Origin of the sequence: Brevibacillus nigriterrae (genome assembly GCF_049846925.1) — a bacterium.
GTDB lineage: Bacteria > Bacillota > Bacilli > Brevibacillales > Brevibacillaceae > Brevibacillus_H.
In genome coordinates, this window is record NZ_JBNCMT010000012.1 from 78,302 (window position 1) to 95,402 (window position 17,101).

13 protein-coding genes and 1 pseudogene are annotated in these 17,101 nt (G+C 43.7%); 4 read left to right on the forward strand and 10 right to left on the reverse strand.

Features of this window, described 5'->3' with window-relative positions:
• Positions 1-85: 85 nt before the first annotated feature.
• From ACPW7N_RS11095 to ACPW7N_RS11105, 3 genes are read right to left on the reverse strand one after another with little or no spacing between them, the layout of a single operon-like run.
• Positions 86-1,225, reverse strand: coding sequence for a LuxR C-terminal-related transcriptional regulator (locus ACPW7N_RS11095; RefSeq protein ID WP_425651148.1), 1,140 nt, complete (start codon positions 1,223-1,225; stop codon positions 86-88).
• Positions 1,226-1,228: 3 nt separating this feature from the next.
• Positions 1,229-1,702 (reverse strand): hypothetical protein, encoded by a 474-nt coding sequence (locus tag ACPW7N_RS11100; RefSeq protein ID WP_425651149.1) that lies wholly within the window; start codon positions 1,700-1,702, stop codon positions 1,229-1,231.
• An 18-nt stretch (positions 1,703-1,720) separates the two neighbouring features.
• Positions 1,721-3,724 carry an ATP-binding protein gene (locus ACPW7N_RS11105; protein ID WP_425651150.1) on the reverse strand — a complete coding sequence of 668 codons (2,004 nt, stop codon included), beginning with the start codon at positions 3,722-3,724 and terminating at the stop codon, positions 1,721-1,723.
• Between the two features lie 237 nt (positions 3,725-3,961).
• On the opposite strand from ACPW7N_RS11105, the gene ACPW7N_RS11110 reads away from it, so the two are divergent.
• Positions 3,962-6,016 (forward strand): LuxR family transcriptional regulator, encoded by a 2,055-nt coding sequence (locus ACPW7N_RS11110; RefSeq protein WP_425651151.1) that lies wholly within the window; start codon positions 3,962-3,964, stop codon positions 6,014-6,016.
• A gap of 20 nt (positions 6,017-6,036) precedes the next feature.
• Here ACPW7N_RS11110 and ACPW7N_RS11115 read toward each other — a convergent pair whose 3' ends face one another.
• The 5 genes from ACPW7N_RS11115 to ACPW7N_RS11135 form a co-directional block, all read right to left on the reverse strand.
• Positions 6,037-6,501, reverse strand: coding sequence for a hypothetical protein (locus ACPW7N_RS11115; protein WP_425651152.1), 465 nt, complete (start codon positions 6,499-6,501; stop codon positions 6,037-6,039).
• A 204-nt stretch (positions 6,502-6,705) separates the two neighbouring features.
• Positions 6,706-9,927 (reverse strand): Ig-like domain-containing protein, encoded by a 3,222-nt coding sequence (locus ACPW7N_RS11120; protein WP_425651153.1) that lies wholly within the window; start codon positions 9,925-9,927, stop codon positions 6,706-6,708.
• Positions 9,928-10,128: 201 nt separating this feature from the next.
• Positions 10,129-11,508 carry an amino acid permease gene (locus ACPW7N_RS11125; protein ID WP_425651154.1) on the reverse strand — a complete coding sequence of 460 codons (1,380 nt, stop codon included), beginning with the start codon at positions 11,506-11,508 and terminating at the stop codon, positions 10,129-10,131.
• Between the two features lie 87 nt (positions 11,509-11,595).
• A complete protein-coding gene (locus tag ACPW7N_RS11130; protein WP_425651155.1) occupies positions 11,596-12,405 on the reverse strand; it encodes a TrmB family transcriptional regulator in 810 nt (269 codons plus the stop codon).
• An 83-nt stretch (positions 12,406-12,488) separates the two neighbouring features.
• Complete coding sequence (locus tag ACPW7N_RS11135; RefSeq protein ID WP_425651156.1) at positions 12,489-12,854, reverse strand: MerR family transcriptional regulator; 366 nt, start codon at positions 12,852-12,854, stop codon at positions 12,489-12,491.
• 112 nt (positions 12,855-12,966) lie between these two features.
• Between ACPW7N_RS11135 and ACPW7N_RS11140 the strand changes: the two genes are divergently transcribed.
• The 3 genes and pseudogenes from ACPW7N_RS11140 (at position 12,967) to ACPW7N_RS11150 (ending at position 15,505) form a co-directional block, all read left to right on the forward strand.
• Complete coding sequence (locus ACPW7N_RS11140) at positions 12,967-13,728, forward strand: SDR family NAD(P)-dependent oxidoreductase (RefSeq protein ID WP_425651157.1); 762 nt, start codon at positions 12,967-12,969, stop codon at positions 13,726-13,728.
• Positions 13,729-13,905: 177 nt separating this feature from the next.
• Positions 13,906-14,217 (forward strand): annotated as a pseudogene (locus ACPW7N_RS11145) (erythromycin esterase family protein); the annotation flags it as partial.
• 274 nt (positions 14,218-14,491) lie between these two features.
• Positions 14,492-15,505 (forward strand): DUF3231 family protein, encoded by a 1,014-nt coding sequence (locus ACPW7N_RS11150; protein WP_425651158.1) that lies wholly within the window; start codon positions 14,492-14,494, stop codon positions 15,503-15,505.
• A 208-nt stretch (positions 15,506-15,713) separates the two neighbouring features.
• Here the strand turns inward: ACPW7N_RS11150 and ACPW7N_RS11155 are convergent, their stop codons facing one another.
• Complete coding sequence (locus tag ACPW7N_RS11155; protein ID WP_425651159.1) at positions 15,714-16,370, reverse strand: 3-oxoacid CoA-transferase subunit B; 657 nt, start codon at positions 16,368-16,370, stop codon at positions 15,714-15,716.
• Positions 16,371-16,386: 16 nt separating this feature from the next.
• The gene (locus tag ACPW7N_RS11160; protein ID WP_425651160.1) at positions 16,387-17,088 is read right to left on the reverse strand and encodes a CoA transferase subunit A; all 702 of its coding nucleotides are present in this window, start codon (positions 17,086-17,088) and stop codon (positions 16,387-16,389) included.
• Positions 17,089-17,101 lie beyond the last annotated feature (13 nt).

The window sequence follows — 17,101 nt, forward strand, 5'->3', positions numbered from 1 at the left end:
AAATACCACCTATCCTGTAAGTTTTGACTTGAACCTGATTATAGATGGTACTGGAAAAACCTTGTATCGGTTGAAATACGTATCTTTATTTTTCGTCTGCCAGACCCTGTTCCAATACATAGGCTGCCAGTGCTGCTCTCGATGAAATCCCCACTTTTTGAAAGATTCGTTCCAGATGGGTCGTTACCGTTCGTTTACTGATAAAAAGGCTTTGGGCAATCTCCGCATTGGATAATCCTCTGGCGACCAGAACGGCAACCTGCACTTCTCTGGCACTAAGCGGGCTGGAAACCTCTCCCTTGCGCTTGGATATTTCAAAGAAAATGCGGTCCAGAGTTTGTTCGATCCCCTGTTTACATTCTTTCTCTCCTACGAGGCCCAGGGTTCCCAGAATATGACTAATGTGACGAGAGACGACCTCCAGAGCCTCTTCGTCATACAGAGCAAACCGGGAATGATCGTCACTTTGACTGCCAATAACCGCTACAATCCTGTCATTTTCTCCTATAATCGGTATGGCTACATAATGCTGGTTCACCTCAGGCGAATGTTGATCATCCTGTGGCTGCTTGGTTGCAGACAAGGCATACTTGAATTGAGAGCGGATATTGTCGATTCGAATCGGCTTCCTGTTTTGTAGAGTCCATGAAGCCACGCGATGGAGAATTTGATTATTCAGCACCTCTCCTATCCCCCGCTTGTAGGAGAGCTCACCCAGATCCTCTTGGGCTTTATCAACGTGCCAAACAGCCGATTTGTCCCAGCCCCATTTTTTCTCCAACGCTTCAAGCAACTCATTGTATGTATCTGGGTTAGCAACACTTATCATGCTTTCTTCTACACATAATCGCACAGACAAAACTCGAAATACTTCTGCCGAACGCACCTTGAAAGAAAACACGTGCTCAGCCATCATAGAGAGAATCTCATTTTGCTTTTTCATTTCCTCATAAATGGTTCCTTCTGTTTGGGAGCCGATATACTCCGCTTCCATATCCCACGTAGAAAAATTAGCAGGATTGATTAGACGGAAATAGACGAAGGGATTTTCTCTCACATTCGCAATACTTTTATTTAACATGTGATTGGCGATACCTACGTGACATTCATCGACATACCACACCCGGGCGATATTCGTGAGATTGGGTTTTCCACTCTTGCTGCATGTAGTCAACGTGGAAGGCAACACTCCTAATAATGCGGGAAGCATCTCTTCTGGTATCAACGGTTATCCTCCTCTCCCATACAATCTTCCTGCATTCGGCCCTGGGGTCTGAATGTAGATTTCTTCTACCCGGTAGGAAACAAAGCTGCATACGGAAGTGGAAAGAGGAAATTGTTTATACAGTTTAGGAAAAATCCTCATACTTCCTTCTCGGTATCGTTGCAGGTCTGCGTGATCCTCTTCATCATCCTTGCAGGGGCCGCACTCGATGAGAGAACCTTTACATTGATACGATTCATTCGTGCGTCCATCCGTGAACAAGCCAGTGATGATTCCTGTGCCACATCTAGCGGCAGAAAAAAACCGAGAAGCCTGAGATGATAGAATATAAACCCGGAGTGTACTCGTTCCTCTATCCACTCTTTTGCCGAAAGCACGCACAGAAAAAGGACGCATCCGCTCATCAGCAACTGCCAGATGAATCATCAATGGTTCTCTCTCCGATAAGAATCTATGGATATAATCGTCTAAAATCATCGCAAATCTCACTTCCCGTTACATGTCAGTTGGCAGAAAAATATCCACCATAGTGCCTTTTCCCTTTTTGCTTTGAAACGTGATTCGCCCCTGATGTGATTCCACAATTTTATAACACATCATCAAACCAAGGCCTGTTCCTTTTTCTTTTGTTGTATAAAAGGGCTCCCCCAGTTTCTTCATCCGTTCCTCCGGGATTCCTGAGCCATGGTCCAGAAAACGAATCAATACTTCCTGATGTTTTCCCGGTTTCACTCGAATACGAACAATGCCGCCCGAGGTCATAGCTTCCATCGAATTTTTCAAAATGTTGATAAACAACTGCTTCATTTGGTTCTCGTCACATGTGATTGGCGGCACCGCATCAGAAACTTTCATAGTCACCTGGACATTATGCAGCAACAATTGAGGTTGCAGGAAGGAAAGCACATTTTCCAGGATAAACTGGATTTCTTTTTGGGTTGTTTTCGTTGCTTGTGGTTTTGCAAGCGTCAAAAAATCATTAACAATTTCATTTATCCGATCAAGTTCAGCATGCATAATGTGGAAATACTCTTTTTTATAATTCTCCCCTGCTTCCAAAAATTGGACAAATCCTTTCAAAGAAGTAAGCGGGTTTCTGATCTCATGAGCGATGCCTGCTGCCAGTTCACCTGCAACGGTAAGTTTATCTGACTTGCGCAGCAATTCTTCTGTTCGCTTTCGATCAGTAATATCCTGCACAGAGCCTGTAATAGCCAGTTTTCCCCGGTAGATGGTCAAGGTAAAATATGCCTCCAGATTGACGATCGTTTTTTCCTTCTGTATCCCTCTAAACTGATGATGGGGAGTGTGAACCCCCTTGAGGCTGAGATCCAACAATTCTGCGATCTCCTGTCGGTCAGAAGGCAAAACGAAATTAACGAAGAATTGAGCACTTATCTCATCAGCAGAATAGCCAAATATGTCAGCAAAACGAGGATTGGCATAAACGATCCGATCTTCCTGCAAGATGAAGACCCCCAATGTTGATTCTTCTACTAGTCCCCGGTACTTTGCCTCCGCTTCGATCAATGCATCGGATGTCTCTTTTTTTTCTTTCAGTTCCAATAGCTGCAACAAGACAGCCATACATAATACAAGGACTGCTCCAAAGGAAACGATGTATTCCTCTTGATGGACAAAAACGACTGCCGTATACATAATCAATACGCTAATAATGGAAATGGTTGCACCATGTTTATTTCCAGAAGCAAACCGTTCCCGAATCAGATTGTATTCGTCCTCCTTTTCTTTAAAAAAAGCAGAGAACCCAATCAGCAAAAGACCCAAAGCCCAAATCGGGTCAACATATCCTCCAAAATAGCTTTGGGCGTCTTTAAATGCGAGCAGGAGCATGTTGATGCTGTTCGCAATAAACTTCAACAGAAAACCTAGTATGAGAAAAAAAAGCACCTTGCTGTTGTCCGGCAATACAAAATACAAAATAATCGTTACAATGAATAAGCCCAAATTGGCAATGGAGTAAAAAAAATACATGTATAAATAACTGTACGTATTCAATTGTAGGGCGAAACCAAGGAAAGGTTGCACGATGAACTCATAGCTAAGCACAGACGCAACCGCTAGAAAAATGAGTAACTCCAAAAACGTTTTAGCCACAAGATATTTCTTTCTGTAAATAAACAGCTTGTGTAAAAAGGCTGCGTAGAAACAGACATATTGAACAGACCAAAACAGATCAGCCACGCTAGGAATGGACGGAATTTCTTGGAGGATCAGCTCCTCGTAATTCCACAAACTCTGTGCCACAAAATAGCTCAGATTCGCTGCTAGTAGAAGAGCCCAAAAGCTCTTCTCCCGTTTGCTCGAACGAAAAGCTTGATATATCCAGATGGATGATAGAAATGGAGCAATCATATGCAAGATGTTTCCGCCGAGCAATTTGAGAAAAGCATGATCTTTGGTTACATTCAGCCAGGCACAATAAAAAGCACTGTACAGAACCATCATGATGATTGCTTTATTCTTCGAGAGTCCCATTCATTCCCTCCAAATTATTATAAATCTAAATATATTTAATATTATCTAAATTTTCCATGTACATCCACTTTTCCATGAAGAAAATAGCACATTCGGCTTTATCTGTAGATGGTGAAATAGCAAAAAACCCCGTCTGTCGCGACGGGATTTTGGAATATTGCCTGCAAGTGGAGTACTGTACGCCTGTATAATACTGGTAGTATACTTTCTGTATGATTACTGAGGAGGGGTCCATACTTGGCTGGCACGTGGGGAGATCGTTTACGTCAACTAAAACAGCACTACTTCGTTGGGCGAGAAGCTGAAAAAGAAATCTTTCAATCTTTCCTCCTGCAACCCGAACGGACAGAACGGGTTCTTTACCTGTTTGGTCCCGGTGGAATCGGCAAATCCACCTTAATCGACCAGTTTGGTATGATCGCCAAACAACATGAGACTCCGTTTTTGGTTTTGGACAGCCGTGATTTTTCCCATTCTCCGGAAGGTTTTTGTGAAAAGCTGTATCAACTGCTCGACTTCCCCGACACTAGTGACCAGGGAACTGCGAATCAATCGACAGCAGGTAAGCTTTCGGACTGTTTAGCCCTGGTGTTTCAGATGGCAACCGAGAAGAAAGTCGTACTTGCGATCGATACGTACGAAGAAATGGGTGATCTGGACGACTGGCTGCGTGATTCATTCCTTGTGGAACTTCCCGATAACGTACTCGTCGTTTTGGCTGGAAGACTTCCCTTGAGCGGAGAATGGTTAAGCCCGATTTGGAGCCCTTTTGTCCAGGTGATTCCCTTATCTGTGTTTGATTGGGATACGTGTTTTGCCTATGCTGCCAGATTCCCAGGAATTTCGGAAAAACAGATCAACGAGCTGTTTTTCTTGACCAAAGGCCATCCGCTGACATTATCTTTGATTCTGAACCTTTCTCGGACACCAATCATGGAAACCGTAGACAGCAAGCTGGATGATGTTTTGAAACAGGCTGCCTCTTGCTGGTTGCGTGAAGTTTCCGACCCTTTTTTGCAGGAAATGATCGAAGCCGCATCCATGGTACGCATTTTTAATAAAGAAATGCTGGAAACGATGTTAAACGAGACGATTTCCATCAAACAATTTGAGCAGCTAACAGCGCTCTCCTTTGTTCGAAAATCGAAGCGTGGCTGGTTCATCCACGACTTGCTCCGAGGACCGCTCAATCAGGAGTCAAAACGCAGACAGCCTACAGCGCACGAGAATATGTGGCTTCGCTGCATGGAATATATGAAGTTGCAATTGTCACAACACGCCATGGATTCTGATTTTTCGTTATTGGCCGTTGATTTGATCTACGTCCTGGGAGACTCGAAGATCCGCTCCATTTTTCTTGATGAAACAACGGAAAACTCCTATTACGTAAAAGCACTGCACTCGGATCAGCTAAAGGAAGCCTATCAGTACATGCAACGCGTCACCAACGAACAAAAGAATGTCATACAACAATTTTTTGATCCCCATACACACGAGCCTTATGAGAATGTTATGCCGTTTTCTTTTATTAAAAGTGCTTATGAGCTGCTTTCATTGGAAAAGTGGGCGCAGTTTGGTGAGCAGGTCGTGTATGTGATTCGAAATGGCAATCATGAAGCAGGCTGCCTGATTGTCGTCGTTCCGATTCACAGCGAATCACTGCCACATCTTGCGTCGAGCCCTGTTTCCAAGCATTATTTTCAGACGCTATCGCAGGAGGAACGTGAAAAACTGGCACAGTCACCAGAATCTCCTGCCGGATGGTTCTTTTATCACCTCGACCAGTGGGGAGACCATAGTTCCCCTGCTCGTTCGACCTTGTTTCAAATGCTGATGCTGCTACTGATGCGCAGTGGTCTTTTCGTCCATTCATCACCGCTGCAATTGCATCAGGATGTGATGATCAGTCTTGGTTTCGAAGAAGTACCTGCAGCAACCCACCATGATTTCGGGCATGAGTTCCTAGCAAAGACGTTTCACCTTGATCTGAGAGGCGACCAACGCTTCGCTTATTTGGAAAAGCTGCTTACCAGCTTCAGTCCCCCACCATCAGAAATACCTGAAAGTTCTAATGAGCGGATGAACGAACCGGATATCAATCATTCACCACTAACGCCTAGAGAAAAGGAAATCGTCGAGTGGGTGTTAAAGGGACTGACCAATGTTGAGATCTCCAAACATCTCTATCTGTCTGAAGTCACGATTAAAAAGCACTTGGGCAAAATTTACGCCAAGCTCGGTGTCCATAGCAAAGCACAGTTGGTAAAGAGCATCATGAAAGGAAATCCGTAAGTCTTGCTGCCCGGCAGGATTTACGGTTTCCAAACCGCCAGTATCAGATTGAGAACCACACCAAGATGGATTACATCAAATCCTCTCGTCATTTCCCCTATCTTGGCATGTACTAGCTCTCTTCGTTCTGCCCCCAATTCGATGGATTGCTCTACTTCCTTTTTGACTGCTTTCATTCGCGGAGCCACATACGTGAGGAAGCCCAGTAATCCAACTACCATCACCATTTGCTTAAATCCAAGCCAGCTCAGATGAAAAAATCCAGCACCTGACAGGAGGCTCATCGTGATACCTGTAGCAAGCAAACAGACCGTGATCACCATAAAATAAAGCTCTGTCGAAAGCATCATGCGGATCAGACCAAGCTCCATTTCCGTTCCACGTAGACGCCGTATATTCCCGACCAAAAAAACACGTTCATAGATCGCTCCACCGAGCCACATAGCAACACAGATCAGGTGAATCGTTAATAACGTAGTGTACATCCGTCATCTTCCCTCTCAACTCTTTTTTGCTCTTTTCACGAAAGAGACAAAGTTCACATCTTGTTCCTTGAGCTATCTTAGCGCATCACCACACGGAAAAACGATTATCCAAAAGTATACCTATACGTATAAAACGATACGGCAGATAAGAAAACATATAAAAAGCGCAGCCCCTCTTTGTTAAAAGGTTCTGCGCTTCACCTATTATTTCGAAACTGTTACCTTGATCGTAATCGATCGACCTTTATACTTTGCCTTAACGGTAGCTGTACCAGAAGCGATTGCAGTAATGACACCATTTTGAACGGTAACCACCTGCTCATTGCTCGACAACCATTCGGCTTGATCCGTAATCACCTCTTTGGAATGATCCTGGTACGTTACGGTCAACTTGATTTCTTGTTGTTTGCCTTCTACAAGTGTAACCTTCTTCTTGTTGGCTGAGATGCTTTTAATTTTCTTGTTTTCCTTCACTTCTACCTTCAATTTTACTGTTTTGCCGCCATATGTTGCGGTGATGGTTGCAGTTCCTGGGGCGATTGCCTTTACTTCCCCTTTGTCCACCGTAATCACTGAAGAATCGTCTGAAGTCCATTTCGCATCCTTGGTCACGTCCACTGTTGAGCGATTGGAGAGTTTGGCTGTCAGGTTCACTTGCTTTGTTTCGTTACTTTGCAGTGACAGACTAGCTGGAGTAAGAATCAATTCCTCTACGGTTGCTTTAGACACAGTTACGGAGATCGTCGTACTATGCCCCTCGAAGCTAACCGTCACAATGGCCTCTCCTTCTTTTTTACCTGCTCTGATCGAACCTGGTTTGACGATAGCCAGGGTATCGGAACTACTAGAATAGAGAGTCTTTTTGTCATAGGTGATCTCTTTTTCTTTGCCATCTTCATAGACAGCAAATACCGAGAATTTCCATATACGATTTGGCTTTAGTCTTACCTGTTGTTCCGTGACTTTCAAGCCAGTCAGCTTTGCCTCTTTTTCCGCCACTTTTACTACGCAAGAAGCCATAAAGTTTCCTGAAACTGTGGTTACTGTGATCGTAGCTTCTCCCGATGCTACAGGTTTCACGTATCCGCTCTGGTCTACCGTGGCTACCGCAGGATTGCTACTCTTCCAGATCACTTGTTTATTGGTTGCATTCGCTGGAGTAATGAAAGCAGTCAAACCTACACTGGAATCACCGACCTTCAGACTCAAGTTACCCTGATCCACACTCACACCCGTTACTGGAATATCTTGATTCGTAGGCGGCGGCGGATTTTTTTTCACCACTTGCGCCGATGCTTGTGCTGATTCATTCCCCACATTGTCAAATGTTTTTGCTTCAATCTGTGTGGTTCCTATGGCAGTGATTGTAATCGGTGCAGCGTAGTCCGTCCATGCTCCCCACTCTCCTGAATTCTCCTTCGTACGGTATTGAGATTTCAACACACCTGACGTTGCATCCGTTCCATTGTTGATCTGGAAGGTTACGTTCTGTGTTGTTGCGGTTCCCGATGTATAGCCTATCGGTGAAGTAAACTGAATGGCTGGCAATGATGGTGCGGTTGTATCTATGATGATTTTTCCAGGGTACCGCTCTTTAGACTTTCCATTATTTACATCAAGATCGATTGCATCATATACCCCATCAGGAATTGCGTCCGTTTCCAGGTTCCATGTAAATGTGAAATTATCTGTTTCTGGCTCAGCAGTAGGGGCGTGCATCATACCTGTCGATTTACCTACGCTCCCAAACTTTCCTTTTACCGTGACGTAATCGTTATCAATGTCCCAAACCTTCCCTGAGATGGTGAACGTTTTGTTTCCCTCTTTGTTGGATACGATTTGAGTTGCAGGACTGGTGAACTTGATAACGGGTGGATTGGTTTTAAATACACTTCCATTTTCTAGATTTGATTGATTTCCAGCCTTGTCAACTGTCACTGCCTGAATAAACGTTAATCCCATACCTGTGATTGTGACGGGGTCTGTTAGCTTGGTCCATGCTCCCCACGTGATCATATCATTACTCAAACGATATTCATAATGTGATACCCCAGATTCTGCGTCCGTTCCACCGTTTATTGTAAACGTGACATCCTGGTTTGTTGGATATCCAGAAGTGTAGCCAACTGGTGAGGTGAATTGGATTGTCGGTTGGGTTGGTTGAGTAAATTCGACCAGTATTTTGCCGCTGTACAAGGCAAAATCAACCTCGTCATGACTATCCTTTGCGAGAAATGGAATATTGATATATTCTCCTGGTGGCAAGCTGTTTGTTCCATCATCGGCGCTCCACGTCAGCGTGAAGTTATTTTCTGTGGGAACACTGGTGGGAGCAGAGGCTACGGTTACTGATTTGGTAATGCCTCCAATTGCTGCACTGACTGTAACGTCATCACCATTGATGTCCCACACCTTTCCTGAAATAGAAAAGGAGCTACGCCCCCAAACATACGAAGCGTAATGATCGGCATTTGAATCGGCTAGCGTGAGATTCGGACCCTGATCCAGGACGAATGGCTTCTCTATATCTCCAAAACCAGCAACATCAACATCTGATTTTAAATAGAGAGCAGGACGAACCCCGATGGTGTTAGCGACAGCATTCGTTGAACTGATGTTTCCATCGCCAGAAACGCTACGAACTTTATTTGCGGTATCGGCATTTGAATCTCGTAACCAATATTCCCATGTCTTTTCTGATTGTAGATCTGATGAGCTGTATTCTGACTTCAAAACGGCCTGTGCGGTTGGATAAGCTCGATGGTTCCACTCTCTCTCATAGACATACTGCTGTATTTCCTTCAATGAAGGTACAAACACGAGATCAGTGACATCCTGGTAATAAGCTGTATCAGCATTCTTAATGTCGTCAACAGACAGGATAAGATCAGATGCATGTGCCTCTGTCCCGCCATTTTTGACAGCTTCATCTGTTATCGACAGAATCACTTTATGTGTAATTGGCTGGATGACGGAGCGTTCCAATGCTGTAAAATTGCCATCAGCTAGAAATCCCGACTCACTCTCATAATTATTGAATCCATCAGTTACATGAGCATCATCTGGCACCTGATGAGTGAAACCAACTGTGCTATCACTCGAGTTTAGCCATTCACGCAAATTGGACGTTTTCCAAAAATTACTTCCATAAACCAAACGGTTCCCATCCTCGTCCGCACGATTCTCAGACGCATCCCCATAGGCATCGAATGGCTTGATGCTAAGAATCTTATTGGAAAGTAGCAAGTAACCATTGGAGTCAGTATGAATCACCTTCCAGATAATGGGCTCTCCGTTATAAGAGCCTAGCTGCATATATGACCCTATCGAGATGGTACCCGCTGCATGAGCATACTCAGATGTAATGGCACTAAAGAGAAACATGGCCATCATAAACACTATTTTCCATGCTTTTTTGAAGCTCAAGATCAACACCTCACTTAAATTTCTTCCGGTGACAGGCTTGTCCAACAAAATGCTTTTCCTATCTTTGAAGATGATAGCAAGAAGAAACGACAAAAAAACCTAACTAAAGTTAGGTTCTGGAATATTTCGATGATTTTTTACAATTTTTCCTTACAATTCAAAAGGTAAGCCCTCTTCCAACGAGTGGAAGAAGGCTGTAGCCTAATTATTCGTGGCAACCTGTTGATTTCCTTGCGTGCCTTTATCAGATTCTTTTCGATACAGCAGATAGCTTCCCGTGATCACCAGCAATACCATCGCATAAAACACCGTTCCCATCACAGGAGAGGTGATTACGACACCGACAAAAATGATCAGCAAGCTGATAAGTGCCATCCATGTCGTTACGGGAGCACCAAATGCACGGTACCCTTGTGGACTGCTCTCTGTTTTCCTACTCCGCAGGTGAGCAACCAACAGCATAATCCATACCGACATCACCGTGTACGCCGGAATGATCATCAAGTACCCAAAGGTTTGTTCTTCTGCAAAAAAGGCGAACAGCACACCAAGGTACAGGAACAGCACACAAACGAGAATCGCTCGAACGGGACTTTTCTGTTTCGACAGCACGGCCAAAAACTTCGGTGCTCGTCCATCTTGTGCTTTGGCAAAGAGCATTCGCGAAGAGGCATACATATTGGAATTGGCAGCAGAGATCATGGCGATCAACATGACGAAGTTCATGAAATCAGCAACGTAAGGAATTCCAACGGATTCAAAGACAGTAATAAACGGGCTGGCACTGGCTGAAATCTGGTTCCAGGGAACGAGACCCACGATAATCAGGATCGGCAATGCATAAAAAACCAGGATACGCAAAATCACGCCACGTGCGGCACGAGGGATTACCTTTTCCGGTTGCTCTGTCTCGGCAAGCGTCATCCCGATCATCTCGGAACCACCGAAGGAAAACATGACGACAAGCATTGAAGCAGCGATCCCGGATAATCCAAGCGGGAAAAAGCCCTCATGTGCGGTTAGATTCGTAAAGCCAACAGGTGCAAAATTCTCCGTCCCAAAAAACAGCAGGTATCCACCAAGGAAAATAAACAGAGCTAGCACACTAACTTTAATCCCTGTCAAAACGTACTCCACTTCACCAAAAACATTCACTTTAAACAAATTCAATGCAGTAATCACAAGCGAAACAATCAAAGACAAGACCCACAGCGGCGTATCGGTAAACCAGTATTGCAAGAAGAAAGCCGATGCTACAATTTCTGCGGCCATTACTACGACGTACATGAACCAGGACATCCAGCCAACGGAATAGCCGGCAAATCTGCCCACTGATTTTTCAATTAAATCGAGATGCGTTCTTGCTCCACGATTGTGAACCACCATTTCTGCCAATCCTTGCATGACAGCCAAAAGGAGTAAGCCACCGATCAGGTAGGAGATTACTACCCCTGGTCCTGCCACACTGATCGAGTCACTGCTTCCCTTAAAAATTCCTGCGCCGATTGATCCTCCCAGAGCGATCATCATAATGTGGCGTGATTGTAAATTGCGAGCTAATCCATGTGATTGATTTTTCATGATTGTATGGCACCTTTCTCTACCAGATAAAAATAGACGTTATAAAACTAACTACTAAAAAATCTCCCTAAAAGGACGGTTCAAAGCTTATTTGAACCGTTTTCCTGTTACGATATGGGTCAAATCGATATTGTTTCTCCAGATGCTATCTACTTTCTCAGAACCAAATTCCTTAGCTAAAGCTCCGTACATAATATCGTGTCGAATGTATTCTGTCGCGACTAGCACCAATGCCGGGTCCTTTGTTTTCACTGCCCATGCTGCATTGCTTTCGGAGAAGTTGGCAATTAACACTTCCTCCCCGTCCCGAGCCACCAGTGTCAAATGGCCACCCATCCGATCATTGGCAATATTCAGTGCCATGTAATTGTGATGGTAGGTCAAGCCCAGCTCGACATCCGAATTTCCAAACAGAACCGTAAACGCATGAACGCCTTCCTTCATCCTCTGATCGACTGCATCTTTGATGAGTGGGACCTGACCTTCCCAGACAGACATCCACAGCTCACCCTTGGCCTGATCGATCATGTCCTTCATCTCGGCGATAACATGATCGTCACCATTGATCCTCCAGATGACGTTCGCTTCCTGATCGGTTTCGAGTGAAGAGAGGCTGTTTTCCAAAAAATCAAAGGATTGCTCAAATTCTTTACGCAATCGCCCAATCAACTCTTTTGCCGGAAGTGGTGCATATTTGACCGGATCAGATGGTACCGTGAAAACAGCACCCTTGTCCAACAGCTTGCCAATTACTTCATAGATCATAGAACGAGGAACCCCCGTCCGCTTGCTGATCTCATAGCCGGTAATCGGAGAGTTCTTCAACAGACCGATATACGCTTTGCATTCATACTGGGAAAACCCCAGTTTCTGAAGCTCCTTAACATATTCGTCCATGGTGCCTCCGATAGTAGTTAGTGTACTACTTACTATAAACGAATTTGTTTATATGTCAACTGTTTTCAACTGATCTCCATTACTTACCCTATAACCGACGAGATGTAATCTTTGTAAGCTACGATTTTACGCTCTAGCATTTCATCCACATCAGTTAACGTTCTTATTTGTTCCTTAATAGAGTGTTTATGTTCTTCTAAGAGACTCAATCGAGCTGAGGTAGTATGATCTCCTTCCAAAAACAGTGAGGCGTATTTGCTTATTTTTGAGATAGGCATTTGCGTTTCTTTTAACTTGATAACAAATCGCAGCCATTTAATATGTGAATCGTTATAACGCCTGTCACCGTTTTCATCGCGATCAGGAACAATAATTTTTTCCTTTTCATAATAACGTAACGTATGTGTGCTTATCCCTAATAAATGTGCCACTTCACCAATGGTATACATAAGAAACCTCCGCATTGATCTTACCCTTGACTTAGAGTTTACTCTAACCAGTATAATCAACTCATCGTAACTTCTCAATTGAAGCTATTGTATAAATTCAGGAGGGATCTACATGAAATATACGGTAATTACGGGAGCAAGTTCAGGGATTGGATATGAAACCGCACTTGCATTTGCTGCTCGCGGAAAAAACTTGATCCTAGCCGCTCGTCGAACGGAGGAATTGGAAAAGTTAAAATCAAAAGTGGCTGACATTAACGGAGAGTTGGATGTAGTCATTCGGGCCGTTGACTTATCTGTGAATTCAAATGTTCATGAGTTTTACGATAGTCTACAGAATTATGAGATTGAGACCTGGATCAACAATGCTGGGTTCGGAAACTTTGCTTCTGTTGGAGAACAGAACTTAAATAAAATTGAGTCAATGCTTCACTTGAATATTGAAGCATTAACTATTCTATCTTCTCTTTATGTACGTGACTATGCAGAGATTAAAGGAACGCAAATTATCAATATTTCTTCAGGCGGAGGATACAGAATTGTTGCTGACGCCGTGACCTATTGTGCAACGAAGTTCTATGTAAGTGCCTTTACGGAAGGTCTAGCACAAGAATTGAGTGAGAAAGGTGCAGCAATGCAAGCAAAAGTCTTGGCCCCGGCTGCAACAGAGACTGAATTTGCGAAGCGTTCCCTTGACATTGATAATTTCGAATATGTTGGTGCAGTTCCTAAGTTTCATACAGCTAGTCAAATGGCCGGATTCTTGCTCGATTTATATGATAGTGAGAAGGTCGTAGGAATAGTGAACGGGGAAACATATGACTTCGAACTAAGGGATCCCATCTTTACGTATGTGACGAGGTCAAAGAAATAGTTTTTTGATAATGCCCCAATAAAGAACGCCAAATGAACAAAAGCCGGTTGGAACACATCAGGAAAGTGTACCAACTGGCTTTTTGCATACAATGTTAATCGACATCAAGAACGAGTATAATTGCTTAAATGGTAATAAAAACCACAACAATGATCAACTCAAGAAAGAGAGAATGATATGAAAAAAAATCTTCTGATCGCAATAATTTTGTTGCTCATGATGAGTGTATTGACGGGTTTTCAAACTGAATCAACCACCACGTTACTACAGTCATTACAATCTAACCTTGTTCCTGTTACCAAAATGGAACTTCCTTCAAAAACCATCATCGGGTTTGGAGAAGCGACACATGGTAACAAGCAATTTACTACGCTAAAATCAGATATTTTTAAGCATCTGGTGGAAAAGCAAGGATATCGCGTATTTGCTATCGAAGGCGATTTCGGCGGAGGACAAAAGATCAATGAATACATTTATAACCGACGAGGGAACCCGCTTTTCCAGTGATTGATTATCGACTACAATCATAGCAACGGATTCTACCAAAATTTGTGATCAAATGGAGGTCACCATGTCAAGAATCTTGCTAAGTGTTCGCAGAAAATAACTGATTAAACTGCACCTCAATGGTTAGTACAAACCTAACAACTGGAGATGCAGTTTTTCTATGTCATTACTTTGGTGTTTGCATCTTAAACAGAAAACATACTTCCACTACCTACTGGTGATAATAATAGGAAAATCAGTGAACTGAGGGATTTTTGTGGAGACCAGTGATACTCAAGATAAATTAACTTCGGCTGAACAAGGAAAGCTTTGGGCTACTTTTGTTGGCAATACGATGTCTTTATGCGTATTGGGTTATATGCTTAAAAACGTAGAGGACCAAGAAATTAAGGTGGTACTGAATAACGCTTTTCATTTGTCAAAGCATTTTGCGCTTACGGTTAAGGAAATTTTTGACAAGGAAAATTACCCCATCCCCAAAGGATTTACCATGGATGATGTCAATCTAAGCGCTCCTCGATTATTTGAAGACGAGTTTTATCTTCACTACTTGAAGTACTTAGCCAAGGCAGGAATTAGTATTTACGGAATAGCTATTCCTTTGGTAAGTAGACCCGATGTTCGTTCTTTTTTTACGCAAAGCATTGATTTGACAATTAAATTAGTAAATCAGGTCAATGAAACATTAATTAAAAAGGGCCTATTAACAAAGCCAGCCTTTATTCCCTATCCAACTGAAGTGGATTTTATTGAAAAACACAGCTATTTAAATGGCTTCTTGGGTGAAATTAGGCCCCTGCAAGCACTCGAGATTACACATCTTTACGATAACATCGATAATAATGCCACTAGTAAAGCGGTCTTAATTGGTTTTAGTCAGGTAGCACATTTAAACCAGTCAAAGGCTTTTTTTCGAAGAGGTATCGAAATTGCAACAAAACATTACGACATATTCAGTAATCTGCTACTGGAGGAAGGACTAACTTCACCTCCTATATTTGATCCGCTGGTAACCACCTCAACAACTGCGCCCTTTTCAGATCGATTGATGCTGTTTCATAAGCTGGATATGTATGCAGTAAGAATAAGAGCCTACGGAAATGCAATGTCAATGAGTCCTAGACACGATGTGGTGGAGAAATACGCACGATTCATTGTAGAGGTAGGTAATTATGTCGAGGATGGCGCTAACATCATGATTGATCACGGATGGCTGGAGCAACCCCCTCAAGCAGCGAATCGGAACGCCTTGGTTTCCAATTTGAAATAACCCAAATGACAACGATATAACTGGCTTGTTTCTTCCAACCGCACTTCTACATAAGGAGTGCGGCTTTGCTGTATCTTGGCTGTATTCCTCAATTGGTTTATGCCTAAACATTTGTCCGTTTGGGCTGTCCGTTTTAAAAGAAAAAAACCAGCTACTAGACTTCTTCACTGGTTTTGGATTCATTTGTTTTTTAGACTATTCCTATTTCCTACTTACTCTTGTTCAAGAGATTTTCACTCACCACAAAAGTCGCCTCTGTCTTTGCCTGCACCTCTTCTAGCGTTACACCCTCCTGGAGTTCAACCAGAACCATTCCGTCTGTGGTGAACTCAAAGACAGCGAGCTCTGTAATGAGACAATTGACAACTTTTTGCCCTGTCAAAGGCAACGAGCACACTTTTTTTACCTTTGATTCTCCGTGCTTGTTAGCATGCTCCATGACAACTACGACACGTTTGGCACCATGGACAAGATCCATCGCTCCGCCCATTCCCTTGATCATCTTGCCTGGGATCATCCAGTTGGCGAGATCTCCTGTCTCTGAAACTTCCATCCCTCCGAGAATCGCCAGATCAATATGTCCGCCACGGATCATGGCAAACGATTCGGCACTGTCAAAAAAAGCTGCTCCCGGTACGGCGGTTATAGTTTCTTTGCCTGCGTTGATTAAATCAGGATCGGCTTCATTCTCGAAAGGATAGGGCCCGATGCCAAGCAATCCGTTTTCTGATTGGAGCAAAACGCTGAATTCTTGCGGAATCATGTTGGCTACCAAGGTAGGCATCCCAATCCCCAGATTCACGTTCATCCCGTCCTGAATTTCTTTCACTGCTCTTGCGATGATTTTGGTTCTTGTATCTGACATCCTGTTCACCCTCCCTTTATGCTTTCGCCAAAGTAAGCCGTTCGATCCGTTTCTGGTATGCGTCTCCGTGAAGTACGCCCTGAATGTAAACACTTGGCGTATGAATCTGATCTGGGTCCAATTCTCCTACACCGACCAGTTCTTCTACTTCTGCGATTGTGATTTTGCCTGCTGTCGCAACCACGGGGTTAAAGTTTCTCGCTGTTTTATGATAGATCAGGTTTCCAAGCGGGTCTGCTTTCCACGCTTTGACCAATGCAAAGTCAGCCACGATCCCTCTTTCCATGATGTAAGTACGCCCTTCGAATTCCTGATGTACTTTGCCTTCCGCAATCGGTGTACCGACTCCGCTTGCCGTGTAGAATGCAGGGATCCCCGCTCCACCCGCACGCAGCCTTTCCGCCAATGTGCCTTGAGGAACAAGTTCTACTTCCAACTCACCGCTTAAAAATTGCTGTTCGAAAAGCTTGTTCTCCCCCACATAAGAGGCAACCATTTTCTTGATTTGCTTATTGGCAAGTAATAAACCAAGTCCCCAATCGTCAACCCCGCAGTTATTGCTGACAACGGTCAGGTTTTTCACGCCTTTCTCACACAGGGCAAGAATCAGATTCTCAGGAATCCCGCAAAGCCCAAAACCGCCCACGGCAATCGTCGCACCATCTTGAATGTTTTGAATCGCATCCAGTGCGGATGACAGCACTTTTCCTTTTCTCATAGTGAGTTCTCTC